Source organism: Paenirhodobacter sp. (genome assembly GCF_047600745.1).
Taxonomy (GTDB): Bacteria; Pseudomonadota; Alphaproteobacteria; order Rhodobacterales; family Rhodobacteraceae; genus Rhodobacter.
Map to the genome: position 1 here is coordinate 231,473 of NZ_JASGKI010000001.1, position 19,865 is coordinate 251,337.

Consider the following 19,865-nt stretch of genomic DNA (forward strand, 5'->3'; position numbering starts at 1 on the left):
AATTCTGGGCGGGATATCCCCTGTCGCCGCAAACCAATTGGTAAGTATTCGCCGATAGGGTCACCCGGATGTCAGGTGGTGGAGTTCAGTCGATGATCCTCAATGCAGAAGCCATTGGCGATGCGCTCGTCGTTCATGTCGGAGAAGAACGGCTGGATGCCGCTATCGCCCTGCGCTTCAAGGACCGCATGCGCGAGGTGACGATCCAGCCCGCGGCACGGGTGATCCTCGACATGTCGCGGGTGTCCTTCCTCGACAGTTCGGGCCTCGGGGCGCTGGTCGCGGTGATGAAGTTCCTGGCCCCGACCCGGCGGCTGGAACTCGCCGGGCTGAGGCCGAATGTCGAAAAGGTGCTGCACCTGACCCGGATGAACACGGTCTTCCTCATCCATTCCGACATCAAGAGCGCAGTCTCGGATGGGCTGAGAAATGCGGGATGAGAGGTCATCTCCTCTGCGAGAGCGACCGGAGCCGGACAGTCTGGCGGCGATTCAGCACAGTTTCGAGGCTCACCCGCAAGCCGTCCGCCTTGCGCTGAAACAGACGCTGGAACGGCTGGTCTCGAAGCTGAGCCCCGAGGAGGCGGGCGCGCTGGAACTCGTTCTGGCTGAGGTCTGCAACAATATTGTCGAGCATGGATATGCGAACCACGCCTCCGGAACGATCGCGTTGTCGATCTACCCGGAAGGCGAATCGCTTCTCTGCACGGTCGGGGATCGGGGCAACGCGTTGCCGCGCCGCTGCCTCGACGCCCCCGATCGCGCGCGCCCCTGCCCTGAGGAATTGCCCGAAGGGGGGTTCGGCTGGTTCCTGATCCGCGACCTCGTGCAGGATCTGCATTACTGCCGCGACGGCAATCGCAACCTCCTCGTCTTCCGCCTGCCGCTGAGACAGGGACCGACCGCGCAGGTCTCGGCTCCGGCAGGGCGCTGAACCGGGCTTGACGTCGATGCCCGATCTGACAGGCCGCCAAGAGGGTGAGCCTCTGCGCCGTGGAGGTCAGGCAGGGTTTTGGCATGCCCACATCCATCACGTCGGGGAGTGGGGGTCAGGGTTTCCGGCAGCGGATCGGCGCTGCCAAAGGGGATGGAGAAACTACAGCCAAGGTCTTGCGGCGGACGGATCCGCCATGGGGCCAACAGGCCACCAATGATTTGCGGGGGAGGTCGGTGCCCCCAGTCCCGTCTTGCCACGCCACCAAGGTTCTGCGGAAGAGCGCCATGACGCCGAAAATCATCAGCGAAAGATGCCGCCAACGGCGAATGGGAACGGGCCGGTTGCGACATCGCGCACAGCAGGGAGCAGCCGACGATCCACAGGACCATGTGCGGCAGGTGACAGGGTTTCTGCATCGCGCGCGAACAACGGCGGGGATGCTTTCGCTCGATATTGTTCTGCGTCGCACCCGGGAACAGCGCCGCAGCGCCCTCCGAACAGGGCGGAATGGTCATTTCTACATCGCGCACGCGGGAACAGCGCAAGCCCGCTCAGGTCAAGACCAAGGCTCTGCCGTTTCCGCGTCGCCCGCACGGGATCAGTTCGGGGTCAACCAAGTCTAGCTCTCCCTCTGACGTTTCCGCATCGCCCGCGCGGGAGCGGCGCTGTCGGCAAGGCCCGCACCCTGCTCGGCTGGGTTTTCGCGTCACCCGCGCGGGAGCAGTCGGTGACACCCAAAGGGAAACTCTGGTCTGACGTTTCCGCGTCGCGCGCGGGGAGAGCAGCGACCCGCTGTCTTGGCGGAATGTTTGACTGGCAGTTTCCGCATCGCGCGCGGGAGCGGCTTCTACAGAGACAACACACACCCAAGATCATGTTTCCGCGTAGCGCGCGCGGGAGCGGCAGCTTGCCAGACAATGCGGCGGCGGGAGTGTTGGTTTGAGCGTCGCGCACAGGAGCAGCTGGGGGGGCGCCGACCGGTAATATCGACCCCGAGTTAATTCCGCGTCGCGCACGGGAGCAGCTTTACCTTGTTCTCAAGCGTTTCCGCTTGGGTGGCGCGGGGCTTGCGCACCCGACGCCCGTCAGCCGTCGTTAAGTCGGTCAGCCACCCCCTTCCTCGTTGTCGCGCCATCTCGGTCTCTTTTTAGGACGCGCGCCAGAAGGGCAGCCAATTCCTCTCCCGCCGGGGAAGCCGGGGTGAGCAGTTGATACTTGGCGTTGTTGGGGTCGGGGGTGGAGTAAATCAGGCCGTATCCCGCCATCGGCTTACCGTCCGCCGCGCGGCGGTAGTGCCGGTTCGACAGGATACCTACATTGCGGGACATGGTGGAAGTTGTCAGGCCCAGTTCCTCGCGCAAATCATGCGCAGAGACACCATATTCAGGGCTGGTAAGGACATGGAACAGAATCATTACCTGCCAAACGTCTAGGTCCGGGTATCGGCGCAAGAGAAGGTCTAGCGCCCTCCGCATTCGCACTAGGCCTGCGCGTTCTTCTATCGTCAGGTCCACTGGTGTTCGCCCCCTTGGCATTAGGGGGCGTTCTGCGGCCCCCGGATCAGGTATGGGCGTGTTCTGCCGCCTCGGCAACGGGCGCGGACAAGCGCATCGTCCGTTCGATCCGGTGGACCTCTTCAGTTTCTGCGTTGCGCGTTCGGGAACAGCCGAGCGAGGGAGACGGTGGTGTCGTTTCTCCGTCGCGCGCGGAACCAGCCCCGCCGCGCAACACGTCTCCACGCTGCTGCGTCGCGCGCAGGAACAGCGCGCGACGCGATCGACTTGGGGGCACGCTGCCGAGGGCCAGCCGAGGGAACACCCACAGCGGAAGCCGATGACAGCGAACAGGCCCTAAGGCGCCCGATCCGGCGGAAGCGGTTCCCGCACGCCCATCGGCGAGCGCCCGTTGCGATTGCCTCGGGCGCACCGTTTGCGGGCCTCAGGTGCCGCGCGGCTTGGCGCGGGTGGTCGGGTCGGCCTCGCGCGGGTTTTCGGGCCAGGGATGGCGCGGGTAGCGGCCCCGCATTTCCTTGCGGACATCGGCATAGGAACCGTCCCAGAAGCCGGGCAGATCCATCGTCACCTGGATCGGCTTCATCCCCGGGCTGAGAAGTTCGATCCGCAGCGGATGGCGCTTCGGCCCGACGGTCGGATGGGTGGTGACGCCATACATCTCGGGCAGTTTCACCTCGATCGAGGGCGCTTCGCCAGAATAGTCGATCGGCACGCGGCGACCAAGCGGCGTGACGAAATGGCTGGGCACGAGGCGGTCCAGCTCGGCCATCTGCTCCCAGGACAGTTGCGCGCGCAGGGCTTCGGTCAGATCGAGGCCGCGCAGGTCGGCGTCGCTGCGCTTGCCCGCCAGATAGGGCAACAGGGCCTCCCCCGCCAGCAGCGCCGCATCCGACAGATCCGGCATCCCGGCGCCGTCCGACCGCAGGATGTCGACCCGGGCCCGGAACCTTTGCGCCGCCGGGGTGAGCGTCAGGCCGATCTGCCGCAGCCCGTCGAGCGCGCCGCGCGCCATCGCTTCGGGCGGGGCGTCGGTCCAGTGCCGGTCTTCGAGCACCAGCGCCCCGAACCGTTCCTGCTTGCGCGCGACCACCCGGCCCTCGCGCTTCGACCATTCGCAAACGTCGTGCCAAGCGATCTGCGGCCCGAACAGCCGCCGCAATTCGGCATCCGCAAGAGCGATCCCTTGCCGCACGCGGGCTTCGCGCGGATCGCCGTCGAGGTCTGTCGCCACGATCAGGCGGTTCTTGCCGAGGGCATCAGTTTCCGCGACCACGGCGCCCTTGCCACCCGACAGGACATAGCGCGGGGCATCCCCCTTCCGCCGCAGGCCGATCCGGTCGGGATAGGCGAGCGCCGCCATTTCGGACAGGCTGAAGCCGCCGCCTTCGGGCACCAGCCGGGCCAGACGTTTCGCTTCGCTGCGGATCCGTTCGACCGTACCGCGATGGGCGGTGTCGAACCGGGCGGGGTTGGCCACAGCCGCGATCCGCAGCGCAAGGTCCGCGGGCGCATCGCGCAGCGGGTCGCGTTCGGCCAATGTCGCCGCCAGCGTCGCCGCCCCTGCCCCGGCGGTGATCAGCATATGGCCCAGCCGGGGATGCAGCGGCAGCGCCGCGAGCGCCCGGCCATGCGCCGTGATCCGCCCGTTGTCGAGCGCGCCAAGGTCTTCGAGCAGGGCCCGCGCCTCGGACAGCGCCGGGGCGGGCGGCGGCGTCAGGAAGGCCAGATCGGACGATCCCCATTGCGCCAGTTCCAGCGCCAGCCCGGACAGATCCGCCACCGCGATTTCCGGCGGCGCAAAGGCCGGGAGGGCGCCCTCCTCCCCCTTCGTCCAGAGCCGGTAGCAGATGCCTTCGGAGACTCGGCCCGCCCGGCCCCGGCGCTGTTCCGCCTCGGCGCGCGAAACGCGTTCCGTCACCAGCCGCGCCATGCCGGAGGCCGGATCAAAGCGCAGCCGCCGGGCGCGGCCCGCATCCACCACCACCTTTATGTCGGGGATGGTCAGCGAGGTTTCGGCGATGGAGGTCGCCAGCACCACCTTGCGCCCCGGCGCGGGGGCCAGCGCGGCACGCTGCGCGGCGAAATCCATCGCGCCGAACAGCGGGCGGAGGGTCACCGGCTGGCCGCGCAGCAGCGCCTCGACCCGCCGGATTTCGCCCTCGCCGGGCAGGAAGACCAGCACATTGCCCTCGGTCTCGGCCAGCGCCTGTTCGACCAGTGCGGCGGTGGCGGGTTCCAGCCGCTGCGTGGCGGGCTTCGCGAGCCACCGGGTTTCGACCGGATAGGCCCGCCCTTCGGAGACCACCACCGGCGCATCGTCGAGCAGCGCGGCCACCGGTTCGGCGTCGAGCGTCGCCGACATCACCACCACCTGAAGATCGGGCCGCAGCGCGCCGCGCGCCTCCCACACCAGCGCGAGACCGAGGTCGGCGTTCAGGCTGCGTTCATGGAATTCGTCGAAGATCACGCAGCCGATGCCGCTCAATTCCGGGTCCGACTGGATCATCCGGGTCAGGATGCCTTCGGTGACGACCTCGATCCGGGTCGCGCGGGAGGTCTTCGCCTCGCCCCGGATGCGATAGCCGACGGTCTGGCCCACGGGTTCGCCCAACGTTTCGGCCATGCGCTCGGCGGCAGCGCGGGCGGCCAGGCGGCGCGGCTCCAGCATCACCACCCGCCCGGTAACCTGGGGCAGAACGGCCAGCGGCACGCGGGTGGTCTTGCCCGCCCCGGGGGGCGCCATCAGCACCGCCCGCCCCTCGGCCTCCAGCGCCGAAAGCAGCCCCGGCAGGGCGGCGTCGATCGGCAGGCCGGTCATTGGCGGGTCAGCCGCCCCCGGCCGATGATCGTATCCGTCTCGATCGACACCACCTGCAAGCGCTTGCCATCCGGGCCGGGCGCATAGGTCAGGGTGAAGGGGAACACGGCTTTTTCCTGCATCTCCCTGGCGGAGAACCCGGCGATTCGGCGGTATTCGCCCGCGCAGACGACACCATTCCCCGAAGGCTTCGGATGCGACAACGTGACCTGCGTCCGTTTCGAGCCGTCATACATATAGGCCGAGAAGGTGCAGGCCTCCGAACGGTCGACGTCGCGCAGCACGGCATAAAGCGCGGTCAGCGGATCGACCGTGCCACCCTGTTTCGCCGGGTCCACATCGGTCGCGCGGGGTTTGCGCGGGGGATTGCGGCTGACGGAAACAGGCACGCCGCCCTTGTAGACCGTCACATATTGATAGCGGTCCGATCCGCGCTGCGCGGTCTCGTCAAAGCGCATCGGGGTGAAGCGGCCGCCGGAAAAGCCGCCGCTGACCTGCGCGTCATAGCGCAGCTTGCGCAGCGCGCCCAGAAGGCCGGTCGTCTCCATCACGCCATTGGCGCCATAACTGCCGCCCTGGATCTTGCCGTTGATGCTGAGCTGTCCGGCGGGGATGCCTTTCAGGCTGAAGCCGAAGACGATTCGGTCGCTCTGGTCGGCAGCGGCAGGCAGCGCGAAAGCGATCAGGGCGGCGGTGAGGATGCGGAGCATATGCTTCTCCGGGATGGGGTTCGGGCTGGACATACACCCTCGGAAGAGGGCATGAAACCGGAACGAGATGCAATTTCAGGTGACCCGCAGGTTACCCCGTCCTTTCAGCGAAGGCCCGCCGATGAACGCTCCCGCCCCCCGTGACACCGCAGAGGATCTGGCGCCGCGCATTCTGGCCGGAGAGCGGAGGGCGCTGGCGCGGGCGATCACGCTGGTCGAATCAATCCGGACGGATCACCGGGCGGCGGCCGTCGCGCTGCTGGAGGCGGTGGGACAGCCGGGGCGGCAGGCGCTGCGGATCGGGCTGTCGGGGACACCGGGGGTTGGGAAATCGACCTTCATCGAGACCTTCGGGCTGATGCTGACGAAGCAGGGGCTGAAGGTCGCGGTGCTGGCGGTGGATCCGTCCTCGACCCGTTCGGGGGGCTCGATCCTGGGCGACAAGACCCGGATGGAGTTCCTGTCGCGCGATCCGAACGCCTTCATCCGCCCCTCGCCGAGCCAGACCCATCTGGGCGGCGTCGCCCGGCGCACGCGCGAGGCCGTGGCGCTGTGCGAGGCGGCGGGCTTCGATGTGATCCTGATCGAGACGGTGGGCGTTGGACAATCCGAGACGCTGGTGGCGGAGATGGCCGATCTGTTCATCCTGCTGATGGCGCCCGCAGGCGGCGACGAATTGCAGGGCGTCAAGCGCGGCATCATGGAAATGGCCGACATGATTCTGGTGAACAAGGCGGATGGCGATCTGAAACCCGCCGCGATGCGCACCGTCGCCGATTATGCCGGGGCGCTGCGGCTCTTGCGCAAGCGCCCGCAGGATCCGGAGGGTTTCCCGAAGGCGCTGGCGGTGTCGGCGCTGGAGGATCAGGGGCTGGCGAAAGCCTGGGAGGAGATGCAGGCGCTGGCCAACTGGCGCCGCGAGACCGGCCATTTCGCCGCGCGGCGGGCCGAACAGGCGCGGCATTGGTTCGAGGCCGAAGTCCGCGAGGGGCTGCTCGCGCGGCTGGAGACCGATCCGGAGGCGCGGGCGCGGATGCGCGCGCTCGGGGCTTCGGTGGCCGGGGGGCAGAAGGCGGCATCGGTCGCGGCTTCGGAAATGCTCGCCACGCTCGGCATTTGAGCTTTTGCACGCGGCAAGGGGGTGCATGTCTTTCCAACCGTTGGGATCTGTTGCTCCCTTCGATTTTCTGTGGCAGAACTCACGCAGGCACACCAGACCGAAGAGTTCAGAAGATGCAAGATTTCGTCACGCGCCGCACGTTGATGGTTGATACTCAGGTCCGGCCAAATGACGTGACGAAGTTCCCGATCATCGAGGCCATGCTGGCGATCCCGCGCGAGGATTTCGTTCCCGCCGCGCTGCGCGAGGCCGCCTATGTCGGGGAAACCCTGACCGTCGCGCCCGGCCGGGTTCTTCTGGAAGCGCGCAACTTCGCCAAGATGCTGGACGCGCTGGACGTGCAGCCCACGGATCTCGCGCTCGATCTGGGATGCGGGCTTGGCTATTCCGCTGCGGTGATCGCCCGGATGGCGGAGGCCGTGGTCGCGGTGGAGGAAGGCGATCTTGCGACTTTGGCCGAGGCAACGCTGTCGCAGGCGGGCGCCGACAATGTTGCCGTCGTTCAGGGAAAAATCAGCGACGGATCGGCCAAGCATGGTCCGTATGACGTGGTGATGATCGAAGGCGGGGTCGAGATCGTGCCGCAAGCGATCCTCGATCAGGTCAAGGAAGGCGGCCGGATCGCCGCCATCTTCATGGAAGGCGCCCTCGGCACCGTGCGCATCGGTCGCAAGATCGACGGCGTGATCGGCTGGCGGGATGCCTTCAACGCCGCGGCTCCGGTCCTGTCCGGGTTCACCGCCGCGCGGGAATTCGTGCTCTGACGCGATCAGCGTCTTGGCGAAATGACGATACCGGCCGCCGGAAGAAGCGGCCCGACGATATTCGGTAAGGACCAGGCATGACGCGCAAGATGAAGCAGCTCTTTCTCGCCTCCGCAGCGGCGTTCGCCCTTTCGGGGGCCGGAGTTCTGGCGGAAACCTTCGCGGATGCCCTGGTGTCCGCCTATCGCAACTCGAACCTGCTGGAACAGAACCGCGCGACCCTGAGGGCGGCGGATGAAGACGTGGCGCAGGCGCTGGCCGCGCTGCGCCCGGTTCTGGGCTGGTCGGCGGGTTACAACTACTCGAACAGCGACATGACGATGTCGCGGGATCTGCAAACCGCATCGGCGCAACTGACCGCTTCGATGACGCTGTTCGATTTCGGCCGCAACCGGCTGGCGGTAGAGATCCAGAAGGAGGCGGTCCTTTCGACGCGGGAATCGCTGCGCAACGTCGAACAACAGGTGCTGCTGAATGCGATCCAGGCCTATACGTCGGTCAAAAGCACGGCCGAGCAGGTCGCGATCAACCAGAATTCGGTGCATGTCTATGGTGAGGACCTGAAGGCGACGCGCGACCGGTTCGAGGTCGGCGAGGTCACCCGGACCGACGTGTCGCAGGCCGAAGCCGCCGAAGCCGCCGCACGCGCCGCATTGGCCGCGGCGAAGGGCAATTACGAGATCGCGCGGGAAAACTACAAGGCCGCGGTCGGGCACTATCCGGTGAACCTCGCCCCGCTGCCGAAGGCCCCGCTCCTGCCGAAAAGCGTGGATACCGCGCGCACGACCGCGCTGCGCAACCACCCGCTGCTGAAATCCGCCCAGCATTCCGTGTCGATGGCGGAACTGTCGGTGAAGGCTGCGGCAGCGCAGCGCCTGCCGGAGGTGGGGGCTTCGGCCGGTTTCGGGAATTACGAGGGCGGGCGGAAGAACACCTCCGCGGGCATCAGCCTGAGCCAGACGCTCTATTCCGGCGGTCAATTGTCCTCGATTCACCGCAAGGCGATCGCGAATCGCGATGCGGCGCGGTCGGGTCTGCAACAGACCGGCGTCGAGCTGGCAAATTCCGTGGCGCAGGCCTGGGCGCAGATCGACGTCTACCGCGCGCAGATCCGCGCCTATGACGAACAGATCGCGGCCGCCCAGATCGCCTATCAGGGCGTGCGGGAGGAGGCGACGCTCGGTTCGCGCACCACGCTGGACGTTCTGGACGCCGAGCAGGATCTGCTGGATGCGCGCGCCTCGCGGATCACGGCTGAAGCCGATTTGCAGGTAGGATATTATCAACTACTTTCCGCTATGGGTTTGTTGACGGTAGAAGACCTCAAGCTCGGGATCCCCACCTACGACCCGGCTGCCTATTACAACGCGGTCAAGAACGCTCCCTATACGAGTGTTCAAGGCAAAAGCCTCGATCGCGTCCTGAAGGCCATCGGCAAGCCCTGAGGGCTGCGATGCGACCGGCTGCGGAGGTGGGAGTTGATTCCTCCGGCGAAAACGCCGGATCCGCAGTGCGAGGTCAGGCGCAGGAGCTGGGAGCACCATGAAGGAAGCGGAAATCGACTTCGAAATTGAGGATGTCCTGTCGTCGATCCGGCGGCTGGTGTCGCAAGACAGCAGACCTGCGCGGGCTCAACGTCTGGCACTGATGCAGCCCGCAGTGCCCCCCCTGGTCGAAGAAGAGTGCCTCGTCCTGACGCCCGCGCAGCGAATCGCCGCCGCCGATGAGGTCGCAGAGGCCGATATTTCCGAAGAACTGAGTCGCCTGGAAACGACGATCGCCGAAATGGAGGCGGCCGTCGCAGACGCAGACGCAGACGCAGACGCAGACGCAGACGCAGACGCAGACGCAGACGCAGACGCAGACGCAGACGCAGACGCAGACGCAGACGCAGACGCAGACGCAGACGCAGACGCAGACGCAGACGCAGACGCAGAGCAGGATCTGCGCGCCGAGGTTGAGGCAACAGAAATCTGTTCTTCCGTGGATCTAACGGATGAGTCGGGGGATGCTGAACCTCCGGCAGAGGTATTGTCGGTTCAGCCTGCGGTCGATCTGCCGGATCTTGATGGCGCCCTGGCAACCGAGGGGGACTCCCCCAGGATGGAAATACCGGATGTGTCTTCGGAATGTGCGTTGCCCGAAGCCGCCGAGGATCCGGAGCCGGAAAGCGCCGCCGAGGAAGATCAGGAACGTTTTGAAGCGTTGAGCGATATCTCCGCCGGGTTCCTGATGGACGAAGCCGCGGCCCCCGAGGTTGTTCCTCCCCGGGTCAGGGAGAACGACGCATTGCGCATTGTACGCCCGGACCGGTTCCGGCATGCCACGCAGCCGGTTCACGATGACCCCTCCCCGCTTTTCGGCGAGACCGAGCCAGCGCATCAGGACGAGGAGGCCCTTCGGCTTCTGGTTGCCCAGTTGATTCGGGAAGAGTTGCGCGGTGTGCTGGGAGAGCGGATCACGCATAATGTGCGAAAGCTGGTCCGGAGAGAGATTCAGCGCGCTTTGGCCGGGCACCAGTTCGACTGATCCATCAGTTGTCGAACGGCATTGTCTCGCTAATCGGGCCAGAATGGTGCTTGGGCGGGCCAAGGCCCGTCATGGCCAGACGGTTTGTGAATATGGACGACCTTGGATCCGCGACTGTCAAGGAAGGCAGTTCGGAGGTCATGGCGCAGCAAGCCGAGTCACTCGCAGATCCCCGGAAGATACGCGCGTTTCACCCCGTCACTTCCACCCGGAGAGAGCACCGTCGAGGGCAGCAGATCTTGGATACCGACCATCTGCCGGAGACGGAGACGGAGACGGAGACGGAGACGGAGACGGAGACGGAGACGGAGACGGAGACGGAGACGGAGACGGAGACGGAGACGGAGACGGAGACGGAGACGGAGACGGAGACGGAGACGGAGACGGAGACGGAGACGGAGACGGAGACGGAGACGGAGACGGAGACGGAGACGGAGACGGAGACGGAGACGGAGACGGAGACGGGAGGATACTATATCTCGGCTGACAAGGCAGTTTCGCCCGATTGAGAACATGCCGACGCGGATCACCCGGGCGCCATCTTCGCGCCTCTCCCTCCCCGGCGATATTCGGAGGGCCGCGGTCAGGCATCTTTCTGCGGCGGCGACAACGCCGAGGACGGGAACAAAGGTCCGCGCGTCAAACCCTGTGAATATGGAGACGACGCCCCGAACGTCCGCATCCCGATCCCGGTCTGGACCCGGGTACTCCTCTGCGCCCACATGGATTCTGTCAAAGCACCCGCCAACACATCACGCACCCGAGTACCCTATCGGTCAGCCTGCGCTGGGTCCTTCCAGACAATGCAAGGCTATCCGCGATGAACGGTAAGCGGTGTGCTCACCCCCCCTTCCTGCTGTTCGGTAAGCTGGGATGCGGCTCCAGGTGGAGATTTGCACGGGAGGTGTCATTGGGCGTCCATCGTGAGCGCCCTATGGAGGCGGTTGGGTTTGTGGAGCTTTTGGCGGCTCCGGCAGCCAAGCGGCGGTGGTCTGACGAGGCGAAGGGGCGGATCGTGGCCGAGACGCTGGTGGCTGGAGTGTCGGTGAACGAGGTGGCACGACGCCATTCGTTGCAGGCGAACCATTTGTCCGCGTGGCGCACACTGGCCCGGCAGGGCAAGCTGGTCGTGCCCGAGAGTGCAGGAGCGGAGTTTGGCGCGCCTGTGGCTTTGCCAGAGCCGTCCGGAACGCCGGTCACGACGCCGATCGATCTGATCATTGGCGCTGTCATGCTGCGTCTGGATGCGGCAACGCCCGCAGCCCGGGTTGCGGAACTGGTTTTGGCGCTGCAGGCCCGCACGTGATTTTCCCGTCGAACCGGGTTCGGATCATGGCGGCGACGAAGCCCATCGACTTTCGCAAGGGCCATGACAGCCTGGCCGCGATGGTAAAGAGCGCGTTGCGCAAGGATCCGTTCACCGGCACCGTCTTTGTGGTCCGCGCGAAGAAAGCCGATCGGCTGAAGCTGCTCTACTGGGACGGCACCGGGCTGGTGATGGCTTGCAAGCGGCTCTAAGAGCACAGCTTCCTCTGGCCTGCGGTGAAGGACGGGCGGCTGACCATGAACCACGCACAGTTCGGGGCGCTGTTCGCCGGGCTGGACTGGCGGCGGGTTCGAGCCATCGAAGCGAGGGCGCCAGAGGCGGTGGAATAGCCCTGTTTTTATGGGGCTCCGCAGCACTTTTTGCGGGTGTTGGCCATGGTGGGCGATAGACTGCGGCGATGCCGGAGACCGCTGAACTACTTGAGGAAATTGCCACGCTGAAGGCGATGCTGATCGCCTCGGAGGCGCATAACCTGCGCAAGGACGCGCGTATCGAGCGGCTGGAAAAGCTGGTCGCGGCCTTCAGACACGCAGCCTTCGGGCGGCGATCCGAGAAGAGCGATCCGGCCCAGTTCGAACTGGCACTTGAAGATCTGGAGACGGCCATCGCCGCGATCCATGCTGAGGAAGATGCGGAGGATCGCGCTGCCAGACGCCGCGACAAGTCGCGCGCTGCCAAGCGCGGATCGCTGCCCAAACATCTGCCGCGCATCGAAGAGGTGATCGAGCCCGAGAGCCTGATCGCATGCGGCGGATGTCTGCATTGCATCGGAGAGGACCGGGCAGAGCAGCTTCTCCATCATCCCGGCCCAGTTCCGCGTCATCGTCACCCGTCGTCCCCAATATGCCTGCCGGTCCTGCACCGACGGCGTGACGCAGGCTCCGGCCCCAGCACGGCTGATCCCCGGCGGCCTGCCGACCGGGGCGACGGTCGCGCATGTGTTGGTCAGCAAGTGAGGGGCGGATGCGCCACCGGTTCGAGCGCCACCCCGAACGCGGACCACCTTCCGTTGTGTCGCCAAAGCCAGATCCTGGCGCAGGCGGGCCTTGAGCTGCACCGCGCCGTGCTGGCCGACTGGGTCGGCGAGGGCGCGTTCCATCTGAGGCCCGTCGTCGACCGGCTGGCCGGGCAGCTGACACGTTCCGGCAAGCTGTTTATGGAGTTCGCAGGGGACCGTGGCGCCAGTGGCGCCGCCTAAGCCCCGAAAAACACCATCGCCCCGGTGCTGGACCCGGGGGCTCGCAAGACCAAGACCGGATACTTCTGGGCGCTCGCCCGCGATGACCGCCCTTGGAGTGGCGCGGCACCACCGGGCGTGGCCTTCACTTATGCGCCCGGTCGGGGCCGAACGGATATTGCAGGGCTTCGGTGGCATTCTGCAGGTCAATGGCCATGCAGGATACAACCGGCTGATTGCGCCAGACCGGATCGGCCCTGGCATCCAGCTTGCCCATTGCTGGGCCCATGCCCGCCGCAAGCTGATCGAGATCACCCGCAACGGTTCCGCGCCAATTGCAGAGGAAGGTGTGGCACTTATCCGCGATCTCTATGCCATCGAGGCCGACATCCGCGGCAACGACCCCGCTACGCGCCTCGCCGTACGGCTGGAACGCTCCGCCCCGATCCTTGCCCGTATTGGTGCCTGGCTATGTCACTACCGCGCCCGCACGTCCGCCAAATCCCCCTTGGGTGAGGCGCTGGCCTGCATCGCCAAATACCGCGACGGTCTCTCCTGACCGATGGCCGCGTCGAGCTCGACAGCAATACCGTCGAGCACACGATCCGCCCCATCGCCCTGAACCGTCTTTGCAGGCCATGACGCAGGTGCCGAAAACTGGGCCGTCGTTACCTCGCTCAGCGAGACCTGCAAGATCAACGCTGTCGATCCGCACGCCTGGCTGACAACCACGCTCACCGCCATCGGCAAAGGCAACAGACAGAGCAAGATCCAAGACCTGCTCCCGTGAAATTACGCACTCACCGTGCGATCAGCATACCGATTACGATGAACGACATCGGGCAAAATGCCCACTGGAATGGCGCAGCCCGCCGCGCAACGCTCTACGGGTGGCTTGACCGGAGAGGGAACCAGATCGTCGCTGCTGAAGTCACCCGCGCGCATGGCTTCGGTAAAGCATGGCCGACAAGCGCCTCTGACCACAGGCGCCATCCCCCGGTCAGAATCATCTCAGGCGCATCGGCGGGGCATCCAAGTATAGGCGACGCGATCAAAACATAGGCCGCTCAATGGGCCGGAACGCGGTCAAACCATTGCTCGCACACCCGCGCCGGGCAGCAGTCGACCACCTCCGGCTATCAGTCGGACCGGCAATCCCAACATCATGAAAGGAAAGGGAAGAACCGGACAGGCGCGAATCCCCGCTGGATTCGTGCGCAGAGGCGGTGTAGGCGGAACCCATGACCCAGATCACTCTTCCCCGCCCGGACGACTGGCACCTGCATCTGCGCGATGGCGCGATGCTTGCGGGTATCGCGCCGGAAACCACGCGCCATTTCGCGCGCGCGATCATCATGCCCAATCTGGTGCCGCCGGTGGTGACCGGCGCTCAGGCCGCCGCCTATCGAGACCGGATCCTTGCCGCCCTGCCCGAGGGTGCGGATTTCGAGCCGCTGATGACGCTTTACCTGACCGAGGAGACCGATCCGGCGGATGTCGCTGCGGCGGCGGCTTCGGGGTTGGTGAAGGCGGTGAAGCTCTATCCCGCCGGGGCGACGACCAATTCTGCTTCCGGCGTGCGGGATTTCGACAAAGTGCGGGGCGTGCTGGAGAAAATGGCCGAAATCGGCCTGCCGCTCTGCGTCCATGGCGAAGTGACCGATCCGGCCGTGGATATCTTCGACCGCGAGGCGGTGTTCATCGACCGCGTGCTGGATCCGGTGCGGCGCGCGACGCCGGGCCTGCGGGTGGTGATGGAACATATCACCACGAAGGACGGCGTGGACTATGCCCGCGCGCAGGGCGATGATCTGGGTGCGACGATCACCACCCATCACCTGATCATCAACCGCAACCATATCCTGGTCGGCGGGATCAAGCCGCATTACTATTGCCTGCCCGTCGCGAAGCGTGAAACGCACCGGCGGGCGCTGGTCGAGGCGGCGACCTCGGGCGATGCGCGGTTCTTCCTCGGCACCGATTCGGCGCCCCATGCGGATCCGGCGAAGGAATCGGCCTGTGGCTGCGCGGGCTGTTTCACCGCGACGAACACGATGCAGCTTCTGGCGCATGTGTTCGAGGCAGAAGGGCGGCTGGAGAATCTGGCGCGGTTCGCCTCGGAAAACGGTCCGGCCTTCTACCGGCTGCCGGTCAACGTCGGCACGATCACGCTGGAAAAGACCGCAGACCCCGCGCAATGGCCCGCGAAAATCCTCACCGGCGCCGGCCCCGTTACCGTTTTCGACCCGGGTTTCCCGGTCTACTGGCATGTGAAAGGCTGATCCATGATCCCGAGTTCCTACCCCGCCAAGGAAGAGATCGCCCGGCTGACGGCGCGGATGCTGCTGGAAATCAAGGCGGTGCATTTCAACGCCGACGAACCCTTCATCCTGGCGTCGGGCCTGCCGAGCCCGACCTATATCGACTGCCGCAAGCTGATCAGCTATCCGCGCATCCGCTCGACGCTGATGGATTTCCTGGCGGTGACGGTGCTGCGCGAGGCCGGGTTCGAGGCCTTCGACAATATCGCGGGCGGCGAAACGGCGGGGATCCCGTTTGCGGCGATGGTGGCCGAACGGCTGGCGCTGCCGATGACCTATGTGCGCAAAAAGCCGAAGGGTTATGGCCGCAACGCCCGGATCGAGGGCGCGATGACCGAGGGGCAGCGCGTGCTGCTGGTCGAGGATCTGACCACCGACGGCGGCTCGAAACTGTCCTTCGTCGATGCGATCCGCGAGACGGGGGCGAGTTGCGCCCATACCGCGGTGATCTTCTACTACGGCATCTTCCCGGAAACGGTGGGCAAGCTCGCCGATCACGGCGTCGCGCTGCATCACCTCTGCACCTGGTGGGACGTTCTGGCCGAAGCCCGGGCGCAGGGCGCCTTTGACGCCGCGACGCTCGACGAGGTGGAGAAGTTCCTGAACGCCCCCCGCCCCTGGCAGGACGCGCGCAAGAAATAATCTGTGGACAACCCTGTGGGCAGGCTGTGGACCAGTCTGCCCGCGAACTCGGCGCCCCTCGCGCCGCAGCGCAATCCATGGTAGGGTTGCGGATCAAGAACCACAACAAAAGCTGTAAGTGCGGCCGCCGCAGGCAAGTTATCCCCAAGGTTATCCCGATTGGGTTTCGCCACGGGATCGGCTATGCGGGCCGCTCATACATGAGGCCGAGATGAACCAGACGACTGCGATCCGCGACGGCGCGGCCCTGCCCGCCGAGGCAGAGGTGGACGCCCTGCCCCATAATATCGAGGCCGAGCAGCAGCTTCTTGGCGCGATCCTGACGAACAACGACATTTTCGACCGGATCGCCTCGGTGCTGCGGCCGGAGCATTTCTTTGAGCCCGTCCACCGCACGATCTATGAAACCGCGATCGCGCGGATCCAGAAGAACGCGCTGGCCTCGCCGGTCACGCTGAAGGCCTATCTGGAGGATGACCAGGGGTTGCAGGCGCTTGGCGGGGCGGCCTATCTGGCGCGGCTGGCGGGGGCGGCGATCTCGGCCTATGCGGCGCGGGATCTGGCACAGATGATCCACGATCTGGCGCTGCGACGCGAACTGATCCGGCTGGGCAAGGATCTGTCGGCTTCGGCGCAGAAGGTCGATGTCGGCGTCGAGCCCGAGGAGTTGATCGTGCGCACCGAGGGCGCGCTTTACAAGCTCGCCGAAACCGGCACCACCGAAAAGGGATTCGTCAGCTTTCTCAAGGCGGTGACCGAGGCGGTACATTCCGCCAACGCCGCCTATCAGCGGGATGGCGGCATGGCCGGGGTCTCCACCGGGCTGCGCGATCTGGACAAGAAGCTCGGCGGGTTGCACCCCTCCGACCTGCTGATCCTCGCCGGGCGACCGTCGATGGGGAAGACCTCGCTCGCCACCAACATCGCCTTCAACATCGCCAAGGCCTACAAGCGCGGCCTGCGCCATGATGGGACCGAGGGCGCGGTGGAGGGCGGCGTGGTCGGGTTCTTCTCCCTCGAAATGTCGGCGGAACAACTCGCGGCGCGGGTGCTCTCCGAGGCGTCCGAAGTGCCCTCCGAACAGATCCGCCGGGGCGACATGACCGAGGCCGAATTCCGCCGCTTCGTCGAGGCGGCAAAGGCGCTCGAAACCTGCCCGCTCTATATCGACGACACCCCCGCCTTGCCGATCAGCCAGGTCGCCGCGCGCTGCCGTCGGCTGAAACGCACGCATGGGCTCGATGTGGTCTTCGTCGACTACCTGCAACTGCTGCGCGGCACCGGGCGGACGGACAACCGGGTGCAGGAAATCGCGGAAATCTCGATGGGCCTGAAGGCGATCGCCAAGGAGCTGAACATCCCCGTCATCGCCCTGTCGCAGCTTTCGCGGACCGTCGAAAGCCGCGAGGACAAGCGCCCGCAACTGTCGGACCTGCGCGAATCCGGCTCGATCGAGCAGGACGCCGACGTGGTGATGTTCGTCTACCGCGACGAATATTATCACGAACGGACGAAGCCGCAGGAAGACGATCCGAAATTCGCCGAATGGATGCAGAAGGCCGAACGCGTCCACGGCAAGGCCGAAGTCATCCTCGGCAAGCAGCGCCACGGCCCGATCGGCACCGTCGAAGTGGCCTTTGAAAGCCGCTTCACCCGGTTCTCCGACCTGGCGAAACCGTGGCAGGGCGAGGCGGTCGAAGGCTACTGACGCAGATCCATGGCAAGGCGCCGTTCCGCATCAATCCGGAGCGTCGCCCCCGTACCAATCGGCAGGCGAACCCCGCGCCGGATCGCATCGGCGACATTTTCGTGGTTCCGGTTCTCGACAAAGAAGAAGGTCGCCTCAGGGTCCGCCGCGACGGAGCGGATATCGTCGATCCATTCCGGCGAAATCTGCACCCGGTCCCGCTGCCGCCTGCCCAAAAACCGCGAATTATGCTCTTCGCGGACATAGCCGAAGGCGCCATCGAGCGGGTATTCCTCATAGCCACAGCGCCGTTGCGACAGATGCGGCTGCCGCCGTTTCGAGAAAATCACATAAAGCCCCGTCATCGCGCAAGCACTGCGCCGGGGTTCAGGATGCCCTTGGGGTCAAGCGCCGCCTTTACCGCACGCATCAGCATCAGCTTCGCGGGATCGGCGTAACGCTCCAGATCGCCGACCTTCAGCCGCCCGATCCCGTGTTCAGCGGAGACCGAGCCGTTGAAGGCCACCACCAGATCATGCACCGCGCGCTTCACCGCCGCGCTGTCATAGCTGTCGCGGCTGCGGCCTTCGGCGGGGAAGGCATTGTAATGCAGGTTGCCATCGCCGACATGGCCGAAGCAGTTCACCCGCACATCCCACCCCGCCAGATGCGCATCCGCTTCGGCGATGAACCGGGGCAGATCGGCGATTGGCACGGAAATGTCATGGCTGCTGATCGCGCCGATCCGGCGGTTGGCATCGGGGATGCTCTCGCGCAATTCCCACATCTGCCGCGCCTGCACCCCGGATTGCGCGATCACCGCATCGCGCACCAGATCGCCCGCCGCCTCGAACAGGGCGCCAAAGGCCGCCTCGATCTCCATCCCAGCCGGAAGGCCGAGTTCGACCAGCACCATCCACTCCGGATCCTCGGCAAAGGGGAAATGCACCTCCGGCCCGACCGCGCGCAGGAAGCGCAGCCCCTGCCGCGAGATCAGTTCAAAGGCCGAGACGCAGCCCGCGAACATCCCCTGCGCCAGCCCCAGAAGCTCCACCGCCGCCGCGGGCGAGGGCACCGCGAACATCGCCACGCCCTCGACCGCAGGCGGCTCGAACAGCCGCAGCGCCGCCGCCGTGATCACACCCAGCGTCCCTTCGGAGCCGATCAGAAGGTCGCGCAGATCGTATCCGGTATTGTCCTTGCGCAGCCGGGTCAGCCCGTTCCAGACCGTGCCATCGGCAAGCACCGCCTCCACCCCCAGGCACAGTGCCCGGGCGGAGCCGTAGCGGATCACATTCACCCCGCCCGCATTGGTCGCCAGACAGCCGCCGATCTGCGCCGTCCCCTGCGACGCGAGCGTCAACGGGAACCGCCGCCCCACCGTTTCGGCGGCCCGATGCACCGCTTCCAGCGTCGCGCCCGCCTCGATCACCAAGCTCTGGCTGTCCACTGCGCGCACCAGTGTCATCCGCTCCAGGCTCAGCAGGATCCGCCCCGGCTCCGGCGTCACCTGCCCGCCGACAAGGCCCGTGCCGCCGCCATAGGGCACGACCCCCACGCCCGCCGCATGGGCCGCGCGCAGCACCAAAGCCACCTCATCCGTGCTGCGCGGCCGCACCACCGCCACCGCCACGCCGGGCCAGCGTCCGCGCGGCTCCTCCAGATAGCGCGGTTCGGGTGGGGCGATGTCGATCCCCTGCCCGCGCAGCCCGTCCAGAAACACCGCATCCGCCATCATCCGACATCCGTCTTACCGCGCCGATCCGCGCGCAGATTGGAATACAGCACATGGTTGCGCCAGCGTCCATTGATCTGCAAATAGGCCTGCGCCACGCCTTCGTATTTGAACCCGGATTTTTCCAACGCCCCGCGCGAGGCGGCGTTTTCGGGCAGGCAGGCGGCCTCGATCCGGCTCAGGTCCAGCGTGTGAAAGGCGTAATGCACCACCGCGCCGATCGCCTCGCGCATGTAGCCCTGCCGCGCGTGGCGCGCGCCGACCCAATAGCCGACCGATCCCGCCTGCGCCGGGCCGCGCCGGATATTGTCGAGCGTGATCGCCCCCAGCACCCGGCCATCCTCGCGCCGGATCATGAAGAACGGCACCGCCGTCCCCGCCGCCTCGGCCCGCTGCGCCCAATAGACCCGGTTGGTAAAGGCTTTGCGCGTCAGGTGATCGGCGGACCAGGCGGGCTCCCAGGGCAGCAGGAAATCGCGGCTTTCCTCGCGCAGCAAGGACCAGTCGCGGTAATCGCCATGCTGCGGCAGCCGCAGCGTCATCCGCTCGGTCTCGACCACGGCCTTGCGGCGGCGCCCCAGCAAC

General features: G+C 66.1%; 18 protein-coding genes and 1 pseudogene. 13 read left to right on the forward strand and 6 right to left on the reverse strand.

What is annotated here, in order from left to right; genetic code table 11:
• The first annotated feature begins 92 nt into the window (after positions 1 to 92).
• Both QM789_RS01240 and QM789_RS01245 read left to right on the forward strand, forming a co-directional pair.
• The gene (locus QM789_RS01240; protein ID WP_420350165.1) at positions 93 to 440 is read left to right on the forward strand and encodes an STAS domain-containing protein; all 348 of its coding nucleotides are present in this window, start codon (positions 93 to 95) and stop codon (positions 438 to 440) included.
• Positions 430 to 933, forward strand: a complete 504-nt coding sequence (locus QM789_RS01245) for an ATP-binding protein (protein WP_420350166.1) — start codon at positions 430 to 432, stop codon at positions 931 to 933. Before QM789_RS01240 ends, QM789_RS01245 begins: the two co-directional genes overlap by 11 nt.
• 1,088 nt (positions 934 to 2,021) lie before the next feature.
• Here the strand turns inward: QM789_RS01245 and QM789_RS01250 are convergent.
• From QM789_RS01250 to QM789_RS01260, 3 genes are all read right to left on the reverse strand, one after another.
• Positions 2,022 to 2,471: a MarR family transcriptional regulator gene (locus QM789_RS01250; protein ID WP_420350167.1), complete on the reverse strand. Its 450-nt coding sequence runs from the start codon at positions 2,469 to 2,471 to the stop codon at positions 2,022 to 2,024.
• A 403-nt stretch (positions 2,472 to 2,874) separates the two neighbouring features.
• Positions 2,875 to 5,268 (reverse strand): ATP-dependent helicase HrpB, encoded by a 2,394-nt coding sequence (gene hrpB / locus QM789_RS01255; RefSeq protein ID WP_420350168.1) that lies wholly within the window; start codon positions 5,266 to 5,268, stop codon positions 2,875 to 2,877.
• On the reverse strand, positions 5,265 to 5,978 hold the full coding sequence (locus QM789_RS01260; protein ID WP_420350169.1) for a DUF3108 domain-containing protein: 714 nt from the start codon (positions 5,976 to 5,978) through the stop codon (positions 5,265 to 5,267). Before QM789_RS01260 ends, hrpB begins: the two co-directional genes overlap by 4 nt.
• 121 nt (positions 5,979 to 6,099) lie before the next feature.
• Between QM789_RS01260 and meaB the strand changes: the two genes are divergently transcribed.
• The 11 genes and pseudogenes from meaB (at position 6,100) to QM789_RS01315 (ending at position 17,566) form a co-directional block, all read left to right on the forward strand.
• Entirely contained in the window at positions 6,100 to 7,098 is a 999-nt protein-coding gene (gene meaB, locus QM789_RS01265; protein ID WP_420350170.1) for a methylmalonyl Co-A mutase-associated GTPase MeaB, read from the forward strand.
• Positions 7,099 to 7,211: 113 nt separating this feature from the next.
• Positions 7,212 to 7,862: a protein-L-isoaspartate O-methyltransferase family protein gene (locus QM789_RS01270; protein WP_420350171.1), complete on the forward strand. Its 651-nt coding sequence runs from the start codon at positions 7,212 to 7,214 to the stop codon at positions 7,860 to 7,862.
• Positions 7,863 to 7,939: 77 nt separating this feature from the next.
• Positions 7,940 to 9,307, forward strand: coding sequence for a TolC family outer membrane protein (locus QM789_RS01275; protein ID WP_420350172.1), 1,368 nt, complete (start codon positions 7,940 to 7,942; stop codon positions 9,305 to 9,307).
• 97 nt (positions 9,308 to 9,404) lie between these two features.
• Positions 9,405 to 10,391, forward strand: a complete 987-nt coding sequence (locus QM789_RS01280) for a hypothetical protein (RefSeq protein WP_420350173.1) — start codon at positions 9,405 to 9,407, stop codon at positions 10,389 to 10,391.
• A 92-nt stretch (positions 10,392 to 10,483) separates the two neighbouring features.
• The gene (locus QM789_RS01285) at positions 10,484 to 10,900 is read left to right on the forward strand and encodes a hypothetical protein (protein ID WP_420350174.1); all 417 of its coding nucleotides are present in this window, start codon (positions 10,484 to 10,486) and stop codon (positions 10,898 to 10,900) included.
• Between the two features lie 506 nt (positions 10,901 to 11,406).
• Positions 11,407 to 11,697, forward strand: coding sequence for a transposase (locus QM789_RS01290; protein WP_420350175.1), 291 nt, complete (start codon positions 11,407 to 11,409; stop codon positions 11,695 to 11,697).
• Between the two features lie 26 nt (positions 11,698 to 11,723).
• On the forward strand, positions 11,724 to 11,909 hold the full coding sequence (gene tnpB / locus QM789_RS01295) for an IS66 family insertion sequence element accessory protein TnpB (protein ID WP_420350149.1): 186 nt from the start codon (positions 11,724 to 11,726) through the stop codon (positions 11,907 to 11,909).
• Between the two features lie 206 nt (positions 11,910 to 12,115).
• Positions 12,116 to 13,685, forward strand: a pseudogene (tnpC, locus tag QM789_RS01300) (IS66 family transposase).
• 451 nt (positions 13,686 to 14,136) lie between these two features.
• Positions 14,137 to 15,177, forward strand: a complete 1,041-nt coding sequence (gene pyrC / locus QM789_RS01305) for a dihydroorotase (RefSeq protein WP_420350176.1) — start codon at positions 14,137 to 14,139, stop codon at positions 15,175 to 15,177.
• A gap of 3 nt (positions 15,178 to 15,180) precedes the next feature.
• Entirely contained in the window at positions 15,181 to 15,858 is a 678-nt protein-coding gene (locus QM789_RS01310; protein WP_420350177.1) for an orotate phosphoribosyltransferase, read from the forward strand.
• Positions 15,859 to 16,069: 211 nt separating this feature from the next.
• Positions 16,070 to 17,566, forward strand: coding sequence for a replicative DNA helicase (locus QM789_RS01315; RefSeq protein ID WP_420350178.1), 1,497 nt, complete (start codon positions 16,070 to 16,072; stop codon positions 17,564 to 17,566).
• Here the strand turns inward: QM789_RS01315 and QM789_RS01320 are convergent.
• From QM789_RS01320 to QM789_RS01330, 3 genes are read right to left on the reverse strand one after another with little or no spacing between them, the layout of a single operon-like run.
• Positions 17,560 to 17,910, reverse strand: coding sequence for a hypothetical protein (locus QM789_RS01320; RefSeq protein ID WP_420350179.1), 351 nt, complete (start codon positions 17,908 to 17,910; stop codon positions 17,560 to 17,562). The two genes, QM789_RS01315 and QM789_RS01320, sit on opposite strands and share 7 nt — an antisense overlap.
• Positions 17,907 to 19,283 (reverse strand): FAD-binding oxidoreductase, encoded by a 1,377-nt coding sequence (locus tag QM789_RS01325; RefSeq protein ID WP_420350180.1) that lies wholly within the window; start codon positions 19,281 to 19,283, stop codon positions 17,907 to 17,909. Before QM789_RS01325 ends, QM789_RS01320 begins: the two co-directional genes overlap by 4 nt.
• Complete coding sequence (locus QM789_RS01330) at positions 19,280 to 19,864, reverse strand: GNAT family N-acetyltransferase (protein ID WP_420350741.1); 585 nt, start codon at positions 19,862 to 19,864, stop codon at positions 19,280 to 19,282. The genes QM789_RS01325 and QM789_RS01330 overlap by 4 nt, the downstream gene beginning before the upstream one ends.
• Between the last annotated feature and the right edge of the window lies 1 nt (position 19,865).